This window comes from Streptomyces sp. TLI_146, assembly GCF_002846415.1.
Classification (GTDB): domain Bacteria; phylum Actinomycetota; class Actinomycetes; order Streptomycetales; family Streptomycetaceae; genus Streptomyces.
Window position 1 is genome coordinate 8,631,209 of the sequence record NZ_PJMX01000001.1, and the last position, 15,362, is coordinate 8,646,570.

A 15,362-nucleotide genomic window follows, 5' to 3' on the forward strand; every position below is an offset into this window, starting at 1 on the left:
CTTTCCCCTGGTAGCGCTGTGCGAGGCCAGACAACGACCAGGCGGGGTGGTCGGACGGAGGCGTGGGGCCCGGGGCGGGGCCTCCCGCAGGTGAATCAGTGGTGGCGGCTGGTCCGGGCCAGGGCCCGGACGAAGCGGGTCGCGTCGACGGTGCCGACGCCGGTCGCCATGTCGTAGCCGTTGACCGTGGTGTAGCCGGTGACGCCCTTGTAGCTGTGGTTGGTGTGGTCGTCGACGTCGACCAGGCCGCTGACGTTTTGGGGCACCGCCGAGCTGACAGAACGCCACGAACGGGCGTCACGCGACCACGCCGAAGCCCGCGAAGGCCAGGCCGTAGATGGCGGCTTCGGGGCCGTACTCCACTGTTCGGCCGTGCGAGACAGCGCGTGAGACGTCGGTGGGCACGTCGGTGGCCAGGAAGGTGGGCATGGCGAACTCCGCGCTGTCGGTAACCGTGCTGTAGTCGTGCATGCCGCCCGTGGGGACCGGGCCGGTGAAGATGCTGTAGTACGGCGCGCTCACCGAGCCCGGGTCCTGCTCGGAGCGCCAGTCGAACGCCTGGGCGTAGAAGGCCCGCGTCGCTGTGGCGTCGGTGGTGCCGATCTCGAAGCTGGCGAACGCGCCCGGCTGAGGCCGGCTCCCGCCCTGCTCCGTCTCCGGTGCACTGGTGCGCGAGACGAGCGTGAGGACGTTGCCCCGGTGGTCGGCCAGGCGGGCGCGGACGGCCTGGCCGCGGTCCGGGGCGGCCACGGTAGCGTCCAGCCTCTCCAGCCGTGCTGGATCGGCGGCCGCGGCACGGCAGAAGACGCGCAGGATAGGATGGTGGCTTCCTCGCCGCCGGCGGCATGCTGCCGGATGAGGCCCATCGGGGCACCGGCACCGGCACCGGGGACGGTGATCCGCATCCCGGTGGAGCCGTCGACCCCGGAGCCGGGTTCGGTGGCGTAGGTCCAGCCCACAGCGGGCCGTAGAAATCCTTCACGCCCTGGACGTCAGCGGTGTCGATCTCGAACCCGGGGATCATGTCGAGGCAGGACAGTTCCATGGCGTTCTCCTTTCAGGGGACCGGGAGAACAGGGGTTTCTTCCGACCCGACCACCGTAGGAGCCCTTTACTGGCCCTAACAAAGCCTCTGGAGGTGGCGGTGGGTGATCAGGCAGACAGCGAGGCCGAGGAAGGCCTCGTGGATTGCGTCGCGTCGTTCCCACTGGATCCGCAGGCGGCGGAATTCATGCGACCAGGAGATCGTCCGCTCGACGACCCAGCGGAACGTGCCCAGGCCGGTGCCGTGCGGCTGGCCCTGCTCGGCGATCACCGGCCGGATCCCGCGCTGCCGCAGAATCCGGCGGTACGTGTCGTGGCCGTAGCCGAGGTCCGCGAAGAGCATGTCGGGGCGCTTGCGCGGCCTGCCGACGACTCCCGCAACTGATGGGATCCTGTCCAACTGCGGCAGCATCTGGGGGACGTCGTTGCGGTTGCCGCCGGTCAGCGACACCGCGAGCGGGATGCCCCGGCCGTCGGTGAGGATGTGGTGCTTGCTGCCCGGGCGTGCACGGTCGACCGGGCTGGGGCCGCTTTTGGGCCCCTGCGTGCGGCCCCCGGACGTGGGAGGAGTCGATCCAGGTCACTTGGGCGGCAGCTCGGCCGCCGCTTCCAGGGCCATCTGCAGCCACTGCTCCAGCGCGTCGTCGTCCAGGGCCTCCCCGGCCACGTACACCCAGCCCTTGGACACCCTTCCCTTGAACTCATACGGCCGCGCCCCGGGCCGGGCGAGCGCGTCGGCCATGTCCTCCTGCGCCACCCGCAGGAACAGGTCGTCGCCCTCCACACCGCCCAGCGTGTTGCCCCGCAGCAGGAAGGTGACCGCACCGAACACCTTCTTCTCGGACACCGCGCCGCCTGTCTCCAGCCGCTCCCGGACCCGCTCCACCAGCACCTCGTCGTAAGCCATGGCCTCACGCTACCTACCCACCACGGCACCAGCCCGTGACACCCGCCGACCAACCCTGCGGCCTTCCCGGTACGGGTGGGCGACATGGTGTACGTGTTCTGGTCCGCCACGACGTGCAAGACCCCCACGTGGCCCGGGACGAACTCGCATTCCACATGGACATCGCGTTCCGTGACGCCGAGGCGGCGGAGCAGCGGCTCGTGGAAATGGGCGCCACCAGGCCCGCCCACCAGCCGGGCGGGGGCCTCTGGTCCGTCCTGCTCTGCCGCTTCGGTCAGCCCTTTTGCATCAGCGGTGCCCGCTGAGACAGTCGCTCCAGGGGGCTGCTCTCACCGGGACGGTGGCCCCCGGAGTGCAGAACCGCCTGGACTGCAGGAGAAAGGAGCAGCGGGGTGCACACGTGTGCCGGCCCGTGCTCGCCCGCCTGTTGAAAAGCCGGACCTGTCCATGGAGGACCCATGCCTTTCGCACCCTGTCTGAGTGTCAAGGACACCGCTGCCAGCATCGCGTTCTACAAGAAGCTCGGCTTCGATGTCGATTCCAGCACCGCCAGTCCCGGGGACGACATTCACATGCTGACCTACCAGGGCGGATTCTGCGGGATGCTCTACGGCAACGCCGACTTGAAGAAGTGGCTGCCCGTCCTGGCGGACGTCCCCATCGGGTTCGCCGGCATGTTCTACCTTGCCGTGGACAACTTCGACGCTGCCCACGACCACATCGCCGAGCACGCCGAGATCGTCAAGGACACTGGCACCGACCACACCGGTCAGCGCATGTTCTACTTCCGCGACCCGGACGGTTACGTCGTCGGCATCAACGACAACGCTGCCCTCCAGGCCAGCGACCTCGGCAAATACACCTGACCAGGAATAGGCTCCGGCGGACAGGCGAGATGGTGCCGGTGCAAGCCGTGCAGCCGGTCGCCCTGGTGTTGGGCCGCCCCACCTCGGGATCCCAGCCGGGTGCTTGTAGGCGAAAGCCAGCACATATCTCGTGCTCGGTCAGCCAGCCCCGCAGGACGGGGTTGTGGCCGTAGGCCTCGTCACCGGTCACCCACCGGAACGGCCCCCCGGCGGCCACTGCCCGGGCCAACATCGCCCGGGCGAGCGCGGGCTTGGTGGCGAACGCGGTCTCCTCGCCGATCCGGGCGTCGGCCCGACGCGCCGGATCCTCCGTTCTGTTCTCGTTGCCCTGCGGCGACTGGATTGGTTGGCAAACGATCAGGTGAGGTGGGTTGGGTTCGTAAGGTCACATAGGGAGCGAGAACAGCCGTACTGGCCCTGAGGGCCAGCGGGCATCGTCGCGCAGGGGCGTCACCATAGTCCGCAGCGGCATGGTCACCAGGCGGCCTTCGGGTTGTTCGACGAGTACGTCGTTGTCGAGCGGGTGCCATCCGAGGCGCTTGTAGAGCGACACGAGGGGAGTCCGGCAGAACAGTAGTGCGTGCTGAGGACCCATCGTGCGGGCGTGCTCCAGGGCAGCTGTGACGACGAGCCGAGCCAGGCCATGGCCTTGCATGCGGGGTGCGACGGCCACCCCGCCGACGCCCACCACCTCTGTGGCGGCGTCACTGATCGCGACAGGCAGTCGCAGCAGGCCGGCGTGCGCCACGAGCCGGTCTTCGTGTCTGATGCCGAAGTGTTCTTTTTTCGGCAGCCAGGTCAGACCGGTCGAGGCGACACCGAAGGGATCATCGCTGTTGCCAAGGATCTCTTCCTGGTCCGCCTTGGTGTACTGGGGGAGCCGCATCACGGTCGGTGTCACAGAGGATCGGTTCTCAGACATTGCCACATGATGATCTCTCCGCCGAGTGCTGGCCAAGCGATTCTCCGCCGACATCGCAGGGTTCACGTTGGTCCGGTGCGATGCCCTGGCCTGGGGCGACCGGGTCGGATGCCAAACGATCAGTCCTGGTCTGCCGCCTCCGCGAGGTGGTACCAGTCCTGGGTGATCGCTCAGGACTGGTAGTTCCGGAAGTTCCGGCGAGACCGTTCGGCTGCTCTCGTGCGGTGGAGAACTCCCCGATGAGCCGGTAGAGCGTAGTCACCGAGGCAACGTCGGTCTGCGCGGAGAGCGTGTGGTTCCAGCCTCCAGGGGTGAGGTGGCGGAAGAGAATGGGCCAGGTCAGGTCGTGTCCCTTGCCGAGTCGGACGACGAGCCATTCCTGGAATCCGGTGAGCATGCTCCACGAGCACCCGGCGTCGAGGCCGAGGATGAAAGCCGTCGTCGTGGTGTAGGAGCCGTCGAGTCCATGCCGTTTCGGGTCTCGGCGGACTGCGGTCAGTAGCGCCCGATAGTGCTTGATCACGTTGCTCTGGAAGGGAAGTTGGGCCGCTGCAAGGAAGTCACCTGAGGGCGTGTTGGCTTGCCGGACCAGGGTGTCCGAGCTCCGGTGCGGATGCTTGGTCAGGTAGCGGTGGACAGTTGGTGTAAGCGGCCGTGACATGGTGTTCGTTCAGTAGCTTCTCCCAGATCACGCCCGCTCCCGGGCCGCGTCCACGTCGGCAAGGACAGTGCCGCCCACCCGGCTCATCAGGTGCCGCTGATGACCGACGTCGAAGCCGCCGACTGGCTCACCGCCACGGCGGCGGGGGAGATCTACCTGCACCCGGAAACGCCACGGGCCCCAGGGAGTGAAGGCATGCCCCGGGGCCCGGTATGCCGGTCTGCAGGAAGCCGCTGGTCAGCTCGAAGGCCACGAGCGGCCCGACGGCGGCCGCCGCGTAGGCGGGCACGCCCATATGGGGCCCCGTGGCGGGTGTCCGGCGGCGGTGCGGGTCATGTGGCGCTTCCTGTGAGGTGCTCTCGGACGGGCGTGGCGGCCACTGGTCCCGGTTCGGCGTACCGCTCCATCGCCCCGGTGGCCAGCCGGGCGAGCAGGGCGGCCTGAGCGGGCAGGACTGCGTCGTCGAACACGGCTTGGGCCGAGTGGTTGACCGGGGCGGTGGCCGGGTCGCTGCCGGGCGGGCAGGCGCCGACGGCGACGAAGGCGCCTGGCACGTGTTCGAGCACGAACGAGAAGTCCTCAGATCCGGACAGGGGTGTCGGCACTTCGACGACGGCGTGCGGGCCGAACAGCTCACGTGCGGTTTCCAGAGCGAAAGCCGCCTCCTCGACCGGATTCACTGTGGGTGGGTACTGCCGTCGGTAGGTGAGGTCGACCTCCACCCCGAGAGCCAGTGCGATGCCGTTCAGCGTGCGCTCCACCAGAGCCTGCACCGCGATGCGTCCGGCTTCGCTGTAGGTGCGGACCGTTGCCTGGAACTCGGCGTGGCCGGGCACAACGTTGCGGGCTTCGCCGGCGTGCAGCGAGCCGACCGTGACCACGGCCGGGTCGTTGACGTCGATCTCTCGGGCGATCCGTGTCTGGAGCGCCGTGACCATCTCGCAGGCCGCGACGAGCGGGTCGCGTGTCAGGTGCGGCGTGGAGCCGTGACCCCCGCGGCCGGTGACCACGACGTCGAACGCGTCGCTGGCGGCCAGGAACGTGCCGGCCCGTGTCGCCGCCATTCCGCTCGGCAGCTGTGTGGAGAAGACATGCAACGCGTAAGCCGCCGACACGCGCCGGCCCGCGGCGTCGAGCACACCTTCCTCGATCATGATTCCGGCACCGCCGTCGACCTCCTCGCCGGGCTGGAACATCAGCACCACGTCCCCGGCCAGCGCCTCTCGGCGGGCGGCCAGCAGTCGCGCGGCCCCGACGAGGCCGGCTGTGTGCAGGTCGTGACCGCAGGCGTGCATGACACCGGGCACCGCAGAGGCGTATGGCAGGCCGGTGTCCTCGGTGATGGGCAGCGCGTCCATGTCGGCGCGGAGCAGGATGGCGGGGCCAGGCCGGCCGCCGCGCAGGACGGCGGTAACGGAGCTGATCCGCTCGCCGGTGGCGATCTCCAGCGGGAGGCCGGCCAGAGCGTCGAGCACCTTGTGCTGGGTTCGGGGGAGGTGCAGGCCGAGTTCGGGTTCGCGGTGCAGGTCGCGGCGCAGCTCGGTCAGGTCGTCAGCGAGAGGGAGGGCATCGGCGTGCGTGAACATGGCCGGTATGGTGGATCGGAGAACAGTAAACCCCCACTAGTGCGCCGGAATATGGCACATCAGGGTGTCTGGATGCAGGAATCCGCTACCTCGATGCTCGTGATTGCGCGAAACGTGAGGAAGACGCCATGGCCGACCCGGTGCTCGACGAGGTCGATTACCTGCTCATCACCGCGTTGCAGCACGCACCGCGTGCTGCCTGGCAAAAGATCGGTTCCCTCATCGGGCTGGACGCGACCACGGCCGCACGGCGCTGGGACCGGCTGGCCGGTGAAGGTCTCGCGTGGCTGTCCTGCCATCCCTCGACGGCCGTCATGGGCGATGCCGTGGTCGCCTACATCGAGATCGACTGCGTACGGGGTCGGCTGCACGAGGTCTGCGAGCAGCTGGTGGAGGACGCGCCACTGTTCAGCCTTGAGTACGTCACCGGCTCTCGGGACCTGCTGCTGACAGTGGTACTACGTAGCCATGCCGACCTCGCCCGGTACGTCGGATTCCGGCTCGGCGGCCTCGAAGGCGTGGCCGCCACCCGCACACAGCTCGTCACCACGCTGCACGTCGAAGGGAGCCGATGGCGGCTGGACCGGCTGCACGGCGTCGTGCAAGGCCCGGCACACATGCCGGAACGAGCGCCTGCGGCACTCGGCGACGCGGATCAGGCATTGGTTCTGCTGCTCGCCCGCGATGTGCGCCAGAGCGTGGAACGGCTGGCCCGTGACAGCGGGCTGAGCCCGACGACCGTTCGGCGCCGACTGGCCCGGCTCGAGGCGGCTCGGGCCATCTCCTACCGGTGCGAGGCCGCCCGAGCGGTGTCCGGCTGGCCGGTGAGCGCAACCCTGTGGGCCGCTGTCCCCGCGGCAGACCTCAACAAGGCCGTCGCGCAGCTGTCCGGGATGAGGGAAACCCGGCTGTGCGCGTCGCTCTCCGGGCCGTGCAACCTGATGATGACGGTGTGGCTGCGGTCCATCGACGACATCCAGCCCTTCGAAGCCTCGCTTGTACAGCGCATTCCCGGACTGGAGGTGAGGGACCGCTCGGTGACGCTGTGGCAGCTCAAGCACGCGGGCCAGGTGCTGGACCCCCAGGGGCGGCTACTGCGGTCGGTGCCGCTCTCCTACCAGTGGGACGACAGCGACGCGGGAGCTGCCGAGGCGGCATTGCTGGAGCGAATGCGCACAGGAGAAAAGACCCCGCCCGTGCACCCGTAGCCGAAATCATCTCGCAGACGAGAATGAGGCGTCCCCCGGAGTGACTCTGCAGGTCTCTTCACGGTGAGCCTTGCGTGATCTTCGTGAGGATGGGACGGCGAGGACGGGTAGGCGTTCAGGGGGGGCCGGCCTCCGGCACCGGGTGAGACATCCGGCGCCGGAGTCGCCGCGGTGGGCGGCCGCCGCCGTACCGCTCATCGAGCACGGCCCGCTGCCCGGCGGCGAAGTGGTCCAGTGTACGGACCACGCCGAGGCGTTGCTCCTGCCCCCGGCGGAGGAGTTCCTCGGCGACCTCGACCGGCTTCGGCTGGCCTCCTTGCTCACCTGCGGCCCCGCCCAGCGCCGCCACCTCGCCGGGACACTGCTCGCCTGGCTCGCAACCAGGGGCGGCTCTCCCGGAATCGCGGCCCGGCTCGGGGTGCATCCGCAGACCGTTCGCTGCCGGCTGCGCCAGATCAGGCAGTTGTGGGGTGACGAGGTAGCCGACCCCGACCGCCGCTTCGAGCTGGAGCTGGGGTTCAGGGCCCGACGGCTGCGCGGCGAGATGGGGTCGCGTCCGCTCCCGTCCCATGGAGGCTCAGCCTGAGCGCTCGTGGGGAGGGACAGCCCGAGTCAAAGGGGCAGAGCCGGGACGGAGCTTCACCCGTAGTGGATGAGCCGCCTGCGCGCAGAGGGTGGTTCGGTGTCGGGATGACCCGGATCATCGTGTGTCCCCGCCTCCTTGCGGGCCGCCTGGCGCGGTGCGCACGGGGGGCCGGAGCCCAGGTCGCCGACCGGCTGATCCGAGTCATGACGTCCGCCGTCGTCGACCGGCTCGACCTGGACGCCCTCGTGGCCCGGGTCGACGTCAACCGCGTCGCCGACCGCGTGGACGTCGATCGCGTCGTGCTCCGTGTCGACGTCGACGCCGTGATCGCCCGCGTCGACCTGGTCGTGCTCACCCGGGACGTGCTCCAGGCGATCGATCTGGGCCAGATGGTGCGCGACACGAGCGGCGGGGCGGCCGAGGGGACAGTCGCGGCGCTGCGGGTGCGGAGCGTACGCGCCGACCGGGTGGTGAACCACTTCGCCGACCGGCTGCTGCACAGACCAGGCGCCGATCCGCAAGGGACCGACGGCCCCGGGCCGACGCCGTGACGCGACACGACCGGCAGGAGGACCCGCCCGGGCAAACGGCGGGGGTCGTGTCGCGGTGTCTGGCGTCCCTCGTCGACGTGGTCGTGGTGGCCGGGATCGTTCTCGTCCTGCATCTTGGGTTGGGCGGTCTCCTGCTGCTCATGGCCGGGCCGCCGTACCGCTTCCCCCGCTTTCCGTCCTGGTCGGCGGCACTGGCGGGGTGGATCGTCTCCCTCCTCTATCTGGCCGGCAGCTGGACCCTGACGGGTGGCACCGCCGGGGGCCGCCTCCTGGGCCTGCGCGTCACGGGCCTCGCCGGGCGGCTGCTCGGCGTGCCGCGCGCGTTGCTGCGCGCCGCGCTGTGCATGGTCTTCCCGGTAGGCCTGTTCTGGGTCCCCTTCAGCAGGCGCCGGGCGTCGGTCCAGGACCTCGCCGTCGTCAGCGTCGTCCGCTACCACCGCTTCTGACAGGCCGGTTCATTCCTCCGTCCGGCCGGCAGCAGCGTCGCGGCGCCGAGGCCGCCGAGCCCGATGACGGCGAGCACGACCAGGGCAACGGCGTACGCGCCGAAAGCCGGGTCGGCGACGAGGATGGTACCGGCGATCGCCGTACCGAGCGACGAGCCGAGGTTCGACACGCTGCGGGACAGGCCCGAGATCTCTCCTTGCCGCTCCTCGCCGAAGCTCGACTGCACCACGTTCACCGACGGGGTCAGCATCGCGCCGGTCCCCAGACCGATGAGCAGGAGTCCGGGCGTGAAGGCCCAGCCGCTCGACGAGCCACCGGCCATGCCGATGAGCAGCGCGATGCCGCAGACCGTCACCGTGAACCCCGCCATCACCAGGGTGCGTTGTGCCCACCGTTTCGCCAGCCGCTCGGCGGCCAGCGACGAGGCGAGCAGCCCGAGGGTGGCCGCTGTGAAGATCACTCCCGTGTGCACGGCGTCGAAGCCGCGTACGACCTGGAGGTAGGCGGCCACCACGAACGACACGCCCATCAGGATCAGCCACTGGATGTGCTGGGTGACGAGGGCGAGGTTGGAGGCGCGGTTGCGGAACAGGGTCGGCGACAGCAGTGGCTCCCGGCCGGACCGCTCGTTGGCGCGCGCCCGCCGGAAGAACCCTGCCAGGACGAGCGCACCGAGCAGCAGCATGCCGACCGTCAGCCAGCCGTAGTCGTCGGCTGCCAGGATTCCCATGACCACCAGGACGAGACCGGTGGCCGACAGGAGCGCCCCGCCCGTGTCGAAGGAGAGTCTGGGGTCCGGGGGCAGCGGGTCCACGACCTCGCGGCTCAACACGATGATCAGCACGACCACCAGCACCTGGAAGACGAAGGCCGCCCGCCAGCTGAGCGCCGAGGTGATGAGGCCGCCGATCAGCGGCCCGGCCGCCGCCCCTAGGCCGCCGAGCGCCATGACGGCGCCGAACGCACGGGCCCGGGAGGTGACGTCAGTGAACAGCAGCGTGGTGAGGATGTAGACCGGCGGGATGAGCAGAGCCGTGCCGACGCCCTCCAGGAGTGAGTTGCCGAGGATGAAAACGCCGAGTCCCGGGGCGAACGCGCTGAGCAGGGCGCCGGTTCCGTACACGAGGAGACCGGCCACCAGGCAGCGCTTGCGGCCATAGCGGTCGGTCAGCTTGCCGCCGGGGATCATCAGCGCCGCCATGACGAGCAGGAACACCGTGATGGCGATCTGCACGCCCTGCGCGGTGGTGTGCAGGTCCTCACTGATGTCGGTGATCATCACGTTCAGGTTGGAGCCGGCGAAGCTGCAGATGAACTGCGCGAGGGCGAGCGGGGCGAGGATCCGGTGGGTGGCGGCCCGGGGCGGGCCCGGACTGTCCGTCGAGGCGGGGAGGGGCGGCACGGGCATGTCGGCTCCCTGGGCTCCGGTTGCGGCACGGCCGCGGAGCCGTTCGGTTCCGCGGCGTTCGGGGCCTCTTCGGCGCCCGAGTCCGGCCATCGTCCGTGGTCGCTGATCATGCGTCATCACCCTTCCCAGGTGACGCCGGGCGCGGCTGCGGGGGAGTAGGAGTCGTGGGCGAAGGGTCGCGACGAGCGGCCCTCCCGAAGACGGAGGCCCTCCCATGGTGACCACCACAACGAAACACCAGCATTCGGCAGAGGCCCGGGCGGCGGCCGGCGGACTGACGGCCTTCGCCTGCGTGCTGCTCGCCATCTCCGGCATTCTCGACATCACCCGCGGCGTCATGGCGATCGCGGAGGACGAGATCTATCTCCACACCCCCGATTACGTCTTCAAGTTCGACCTGACCAGCTGGGGCTGGATCCACCTGAGCCTGGGCGCGGTCGCCCTCGCGGTGAGTATCGGCCTGGCCACGCTCGCGAAGTGGGCACGGTTGCTCGGCGTGGCCATCGCGTCCCTGCTGATCATCGCCAATTTCCTCTCCATCCCCTACTACCCGTTCTGGTCGATCACCCTGATCGCGATGTACGGCTTCATCATCTGGGGCCTGTGCATGGTGGAGCCGGACTCGCAGGGCTGACCCCTGACGGGGGCGCCGGGTACCGCAGGGGACCTGCCCAAGTCGGTCGAGGAGGGCGGGGACGGCCCCCGTCGCCGCAACCGTGTCCGGGGGTGCGGGGGGGAACATGCTTCCCCCGCACCTTCGGACGCGGTTGGTCGGATGCGGCAGTCGCCGGAGCTGCATCGGCTGGGCCGCGGGCCCCTTGTCACCCCTTGGCGCGGAAGTCGCCGGGGGCGAAGCTCTTGGAGAGGGTCATCAAGGTGGCGACCAGGCCGGTCCAACCTGTCTGATGGGCCGCTCCGAGCCCGGCGCCGTTGTCTGCGTGGAAGTACTCGTGGAAGGAGATCAAGTCTCGCCAGTGCGGGTCCTCCTGGAACTTGCGCTGCCCCCCGTACACGGGCCGGTGCCCGTCCTCGTCGCGCAGGAAGATCCGGGTGAGCCGGTCGCAGATCTCCCCGGCGACCTCGAAGAGGTTCATCCGGTGGCCCGACCCGGTGGGGCACTCGACGGTCAACTCGTCGCCGTAGAACCCGTACAGGTTGAGCAGTGCCCGGACGACCAGGGCGTTGAGGGGGAACCACACAGGTCCCCGCCAGTTGGAATTGCCCCCGAACATCCCGCTGTCGGACTCGGCGGGAACATAGCCGACCCGGTACTCCTCGCCGTGCACCCAGAAGCTGTAAGGGTGTTCGGCATGGCGGCGGGAGAGGGACCTGATGCCGTACGGGCTGAGGAACTCGTCCTCGGACAGAAGGCGCCCGAGCACCCGGAGCAGCTTCTTCTCGTCGACGACCGACAGGAGCCGCGGGCCGCCCTTGGCACCTGCTCGGACCGAGGCCAGCGTGACGGACAGCGAGGGGTGGCGGATCGCGAAGCGGCGCAGCCGCTCGCCCAGTCCGGCGATCTTCGCCAGTTGGCCGGGCGTGAAGACGGTGGCGGCGCACAGCGGCAGCAGCCCGACCATCGAGCGCACCTTCAGCCGCATCGCCTGCCCGTCGGGCAGGCGCAGCACGTCGTAGAAGAACCCGTCCTCCTCGTCCCAGAGTTCGTCGCCGAGTTCGCCGACGCGGTCCAGGGAAGCGGCGATCCACAGGTAGTGCTCGACGAACTTGAGCACCAGTTCCTCGTAGGCCGGGTTGTGCTCGACGAGTTCGACGGCGATCTGCAGCATGGACTGGCAGTACAGAGCCATCCAGGCGGTGCCGTCGGCCTGTTCGAGGGTGCCGCCTGTGGGCAGTGGGGCACTGCGGTCGAAGACGCCGATGTTGTCGAGGCCGAGGAAGCCGCCCTGGAAGATGTTGCGGCCACTGGGGTCCTTGCGGTTGACCCACCAGGTGAAGTTCGTCAGCAGCTTCTGAAAAGCGCGCTCCAGGAACGCGCGGTCGGCCCGGCCCGTGAGGCGTTCCTCCATCGTGTAGACGAAATATGCGGCCCAGGCGTGCACCGGCGGGTTGACGTCCGTGAAGTTCCACTCGTACGCCGGTATCTGCCCGTTGGGATGCAGATAGGAGCCCTGGAGGAGCAGTTCGAGCTGTTCCTTGGCGAAACACACGTCCACGGTCGACAGGGCGGCGGCCTGGAACGCCAGGTCCCAGGCGGCGAACCAGGGGTATTCCCACTTGTCCGGCATGGAGATGATGTCGTCACCGACCATGTGGAACCATTCGCGGTTGCGTACCCCCACGCGGGACGTGGTCCAGGGGTCCAGACCGTGTTCGCCCAGCCAGGCCTCCAGGTCGAAGAAGTAGTACTGCTTGCTCCAGAGCATCCCGGCGTGCGCCTGCCGCAGCACCCGGGCCTCGTCCTCGCTCGCGCCTTCGGGAGTCAGCCGCGCACAGTGCGCGTCGGCTTCGGCGATGCGGTCCTGGAACACGCTGTCGAAGTCGTGCAGCAGGGACAGCTGGGCGCCGACCGGGGCGATCCGCAGACGCACGGTCCGTGAGGCACCGGCCGGGATGGTGAGGACATGGTGCACGGCGGCCTTGGTGCCCTCCCGTGCCGGGTTGACGGCGCCGCTCTCCTGGTCCACGATGTGGCGGCCGATGCCGTCCTTGACGTAGCGGGAGGCGTTGGGAACGCCGAAGAGCCGCTCACTGTTCGTCTCGTTCTCCGTGAACAGCAGCGGCGCCTGGGTGTCGAACCGGCAGTCGTAGACACCGAGTCCGGGGCATTCGGCGCGGATCGTCTGCGTGCCGAGCGGGCCGTCGACCGCGCTCAGGCGCGGCTTGTCGCCGTCCTCGCCCCAGGACCAGGTGTTGCGGAACCAGAGCGTGGGCAGCACATGCACGGTCGCCTCGTCGGGGCCGCGGTTGACGACGGTGAAGCGGGCCAGTATGTCGTCGAACGATGCCTTGGCGTACTCCACCGTCACGTCGAAGTAGCGGTCGTCGTCGAAGACGCCGGTGTCGAGCAGCTCGTACTCGAACTCGCCCCTGGTGCGCGACCGGTTGACGGCCACGAGGTCGTGGTAGGGGAACTCGGCCTGCGGGTACTTGTACAGGTATTTGAGATAGGAGTGGCTGGGGGTGCTGTCGAGGTAGAAGTAGTACTCCTTGGCGTCCTCACCGTGGTTGCCCTCGCTGTTGGTCAGGCCGAAGGCGCGCTCCTTGAGGATCGGGTCCCGCCCGTTCCACAGGGCCATGGCCAGGCACAGACGTTGCTTCTCGTCGCAGATGCCGCCGAGGCCGTCCTCGCCCCAGCGGTAGGCGCGCGATCGCGCGTGGTCGTGCGGGAAGTACGACCAGGCGTCGCCGCTGTCGCTGTAGTCCTCTCGGACCGTGCCCCACTGACGCTCGCTCAGATATGGCCCCCACAACCGCCATCGCCCGTCCGCGTCGCCGGTCGGGCCGATCGACCTGCCGCTCATCCTCGCGTTCATCACCCCTCGCTCCCTGCCGAAGGCCTACCGGGCCGCGCCAGTGTGTCCACCGCCCTTGGCGCTCGCCTCACCTGCCGGGGGTGAGGTCCGACGCGGTCCGCCAGGGGGGAGCGGGCCTCGTACGCTGCCAGCATCAGCGCGAGCACGAGCATGCCTGTCCACAAGGACGGCAGAAGGACCAGAACGCGGCGGTCACCGCTGCGGCGACCCGCAGGACATCGGCGTGCCGCCTGATCCACGCCCGTGCCCCTCCTCGGTCAGGCGCTGCCCGGCGCTGGCGACGATTCGGCCGCAAGCACGGGCGCCGCGCACGACGGGGCGGCGCGGGGCCATGGGCAGCCCGTCCCGAGCCGATGAGGTATGGCCCCCAAGGCCAGGGCCGTGCCGCACCACAGGAGTCCCCCGCCCCGGCCGCGCGGGATGGCGGGCCACCCCCGCCCCGGCCGCGCCTGCGGCCTTCACCTGTGACGGGTGAGGCGAAGCGGAGCACGGCGCGGCTGGATGGAGTGCCACCACGTCGAAGGGAGTGGCCATGGCCGGGATCGGGCCGGTTCAACTGCTGACGGTCGCGTTCGGGCCGGAGGCGAAGTTCGAGGGATGGATCGTCGACGAGCTCGCGGAGCTGGAGCGCACCGGGCAGATCCGTGTGCTGGACCTGCTGTTCGTGCAGAAGGAGAGTGACAACACCCTGGTCATCGCGGAGCACCAGGCGCAGGACATGGGCCAGACCGTGGCCGCGCTGCTCGGTATCTCGCGGGACACGCTGCGTGCGGCCGAGGAGACGTTCCCCTCCCTGTCCGAAGGCAATGCCTTCGGCCTGACCCTGCACGAGATCCGGGACCTGGCCCGCGCACTCGACCCGGGCACCGCGGCCGGCTTCGTGTTGCTCGAACACACCTGGGCCAAGGAGTTGCGGCGGGCGGTCCGCGAAGCCGGTGGCGTCCCCGTCGCGGAGGGCTTCCTCACCCAGGAGGTTCTGGAGTCGGTGGTCGCGGAGATCGCCGCCAGCGTGCGGCGCCTTGAGGAGGGCGCCGTGCGAGACAGCCGGGAGGAACGGAAACCCGGCCGGAAATCCGGGAGGTTCTGATGACCGATCTCGTCGTGCTCGGCTTCACCGACAAGGACAAAGCCGAGGCCGTGCTGCGCCTGTCCCGGGAGCTGTCCAAGCAAGAGCTGTTGGACTTGGAGGACGCTGCACTCGCCTGGCGCACCCAGGACGGGAAGATCCATGTACGGCAGTCCTTCAGCCTCACCGCCAGTGGTGCGGCCGGAGGCGCCCTGTGGGGCACGTTGTTCGGTCTGTTGTTCCTGATGCCCGCGTTCGGCGCCGCCGTCGGCGCGGCCACCGGAGCGGTGGCGGGAAAGCTCACGGACGTCGGGATCAACGACGCGTTCATCAAGGAGATCGCGGGAACGCTGGAGCCGGGCCGCGCAGCGGTCTTCGCGCTCGTCCGGCGCTCCACCCCGGACCGGGTTCGCGAGGCACTGCGTCCGTTCGCGCCCACCGTCCTGCGCACGTCCCTGACCAAGCAGCGCGAGGAGGAGCTCGTCACGGCCCTTCAGGGATGAACCGCTGAATACCGGAGCAAGTTCACCCGGGTGATACCGGCCCGTACCCGGTGCTCCGGCCTCGGGCGTGGGCCAGACTCGTCTGACATGCACCAGGCACCTCTCAGAGCGAG

At 69.4% G+C, this 15,362-nt stretch carries 16 protein-coding genes and 2 pseudogenes; 9 read left to right on the forward strand and 9 right to left on the reverse strand.

From position 1 onward, the window contains the following. Nucleotides 1-95 precede the first annotated feature (95 nt). The 4 genes and pseudogenes from BX283_RS38405 to BX283_RS38420 all read right to left on the reverse strand — a co-directional run bounded on the left by BX283_RS38405 (nt 96) and on the right by BX283_RS38420 (nt 1,951). Complete coding sequence (locus BX283_RS38405) at nt 96-266, reverse strand: hypothetical protein (protein ID WP_306822848.1); 171 nt, start codon at nt 264-266, stop codon at nt 96-98. A gap of 31 nt (nt 267-297) precedes the next feature. After that, nucleotides 298-750: a VOC family protein gene (locus BX283_RS38410; protein ID WP_101391974.1), complete on the reverse strand. Its 453-nt coding sequence runs from the start codon at nt 748-750 to the stop codon at nt 298-300. Nucleotides 751-1,120: 370 nt separating this feature from the next. After that, nucleotides 1,121-1,579: pseudogene (locus BX283_RS38415) on the reverse strand (IS5 family transposase); the annotation flags it as partial. 45 nt (nt 1,580-1,624) lie between these two features. Further along, nucleotides 1,625-1,951 (reverse strand): TfoX/Sxy family protein, encoded by a 327-nt coding sequence (locus tag BX283_RS38420; RefSeq protein WP_101391976.1) that lies wholly within the window; start codon nt 1,949-1,951, stop codon nt 1,625-1,627. A 35-nt stretch (nt 1,952-1,986) separates the two neighbouring features. Here BX283_RS38420 and BX283_RS40205 point away from each other — a divergent pair, with 35 nt between their 5' ends. Together BX283_RS40205 and BX283_RS38425 are read left to right on the forward strand one after the other, a co-directional pair. Beyond that, nucleotides 1,987-2,256, forward strand: a complete 270-nt coding sequence (locus BX283_RS40205) for a VOC family protein (protein ID WP_257584194.1) — start codon at nt 1,987-1,989, stop codon at nt 2,254-2,256. A gap of 153 nt (nt 2,257-2,409) precedes the next feature. Further along, a complete protein-coding gene (locus tag BX283_RS38425; RefSeq protein ID WP_101391977.1) occupies nt 2,410-2,817 on the forward strand; it encodes a VOC family protein in 408 nt (135 codons plus the stop codon). On the opposite strand, the gene BX283_RS38430 is transcribed toward BX283_RS38425, so the two are convergent. The 3 genes from BX283_RS38430 to BX283_RS38440 form a co-directional block, all read right to left on the reverse strand. Then, entirely contained in the window at nt 2,768-3,178 is a 411-nt protein-coding gene (locus BX283_RS38430; protein ID WP_101391978.1) for a transposase, read from the reverse strand. The genes BX283_RS38425 and BX283_RS38430 overlap by 50 nt on opposite strands. A gap of 24 nt (nt 3,179-3,202) precedes the next feature. Further along, nucleotides 3,203-3,739, reverse strand: a complete 537-nt coding sequence (locus tag BX283_RS38435) for a GNAT family N-acetyltransferase (RefSeq protein ID WP_101391979.1) — start codon at nt 3,737-3,739, stop codon at nt 3,203-3,205. Nucleotides 3,740-4,732: 993 nt separating this feature from the next. Further along, nucleotides 4,733-5,986 (reverse strand): M20 family metallopeptidase, encoded by a 1,254-nt coding sequence (locus tag BX283_RS38440; protein WP_101391980.1) that lies wholly within the window; start codon nt 5,984-5,986, stop codon nt 4,733-4,735. 128 nt (nt 5,987-6,114) lie between these two features. Between BX283_RS38440 and BX283_RS38445 the strand changes: the two genes are divergently transcribed. The 4 genes and pseudogenes from BX283_RS38445 to BX283_RS38460 all read left to right on the forward strand — a co-directional run bounded on the left by BX283_RS38445 (nt 6,115) and on the right by BX283_RS38460 (nt 8,777). Then, complete coding sequence (locus BX283_RS38445) at nt 6,115-7,194, forward strand: Lrp/AsnC family transcriptional regulator (RefSeq protein ID WP_257584195.1); 1,080 nt, start codon at nt 6,115-6,117, stop codon at nt 7,192-7,194. Nucleotides 7,195-7,348: 154 nt separating this feature from the next. Continuing rightward, a pseudogene (locus BX283_RS38450) lies at nt 7,349-7,780 on the forward strand (helix-turn-helix domain-containing protein); the annotation flags it as partial. A gap of 203 nt (nt 7,781-7,983) precedes the next feature. Further along, complete coding sequence (locus tag BX283_RS38455; protein WP_143676613.1) at nt 7,984-8,331, forward strand: hypothetical protein; 348 nt, start codon at nt 7,984-7,986, stop codon at nt 8,329-8,331. Nucleotides 8,332-8,378: 47 nt separating this feature from the next. After that, on the forward strand, nt 8,379-8,777 hold the full coding sequence (locus BX283_RS38460; RefSeq protein WP_101392846.1) for an RDD family protein: 399 nt from the start codon (nt 8,379-8,381) through the stop codon (nt 8,775-8,777). On the opposite strand, the gene BX283_RS38465 is transcribed toward BX283_RS38460, so the two are convergent. Continuing rightward, nucleotides 8,762-10,186 (reverse strand): MFS transporter, encoded by a 1,425-nt coding sequence (locus BX283_RS38465; RefSeq protein WP_101391983.1) that lies wholly within the window; start codon nt 10,184-10,186, stop codon nt 8,762-8,764. The genes BX283_RS38460 and BX283_RS38465 overlap by 16 nt on opposite strands. A 214-nt stretch (nt 10,187-10,400) precedes the next feature. Between BX283_RS38465 and BX283_RS38470 the strand changes: the two genes are divergently transcribed. Further along, nucleotides 10,401-10,820 carry a hypothetical protein gene (locus tag BX283_RS38470; RefSeq protein WP_180357404.1) on the forward strand — a complete coding sequence of 140 codons (420 nt, stop codon included), beginning with the start codon at nt 10,401-10,403 and terminating at the stop codon, nt 10,818-10,820. Between the two features lie 187 nt (nt 10,821-11,007). Here BX283_RS38470 and BX283_RS38475 read toward each other — a convergent pair whose 3' ends face one another. Then, nucleotides 11,008-13,680 (reverse strand): glucosidase, encoded by a 2,673-nt coding sequence (locus BX283_RS38475; RefSeq protein ID WP_257584196.1) that lies wholly within the window; start codon nt 13,678-13,680, stop codon nt 11,008-11,010. Between the two features lie 532 nt (nt 13,681-14,212). On the opposite strand from BX283_RS38475, the gene BX283_RS38480 reads away from it, so the two are divergent. Both BX283_RS38480 and BX283_RS38485 read left to right on the forward strand, forming a co-directional pair. Continuing rightward, nucleotides 14,213-14,767, forward strand: coding sequence for a DUF1269 domain-containing family protein (locus BX283_RS38480; RefSeq protein WP_101391985.1), 555 nt, complete (start codon nt 14,213-14,215; stop codon nt 14,765-14,767). Next, on the forward strand, nt 14,767-15,249 hold the full coding sequence (locus tag BX283_RS38485; RefSeq protein ID WP_101391986.1) for a DUF1269 domain-containing protein: 483 nt from the start codon (nt 14,767-14,769) through the stop codon (nt 15,247-15,249). The genes BX283_RS38480 and BX283_RS38485 overlap by 1 nt, the downstream gene beginning before the upstream one ends. Nucleotides 15,250-15,362 lie beyond the last annotated feature (113 nt).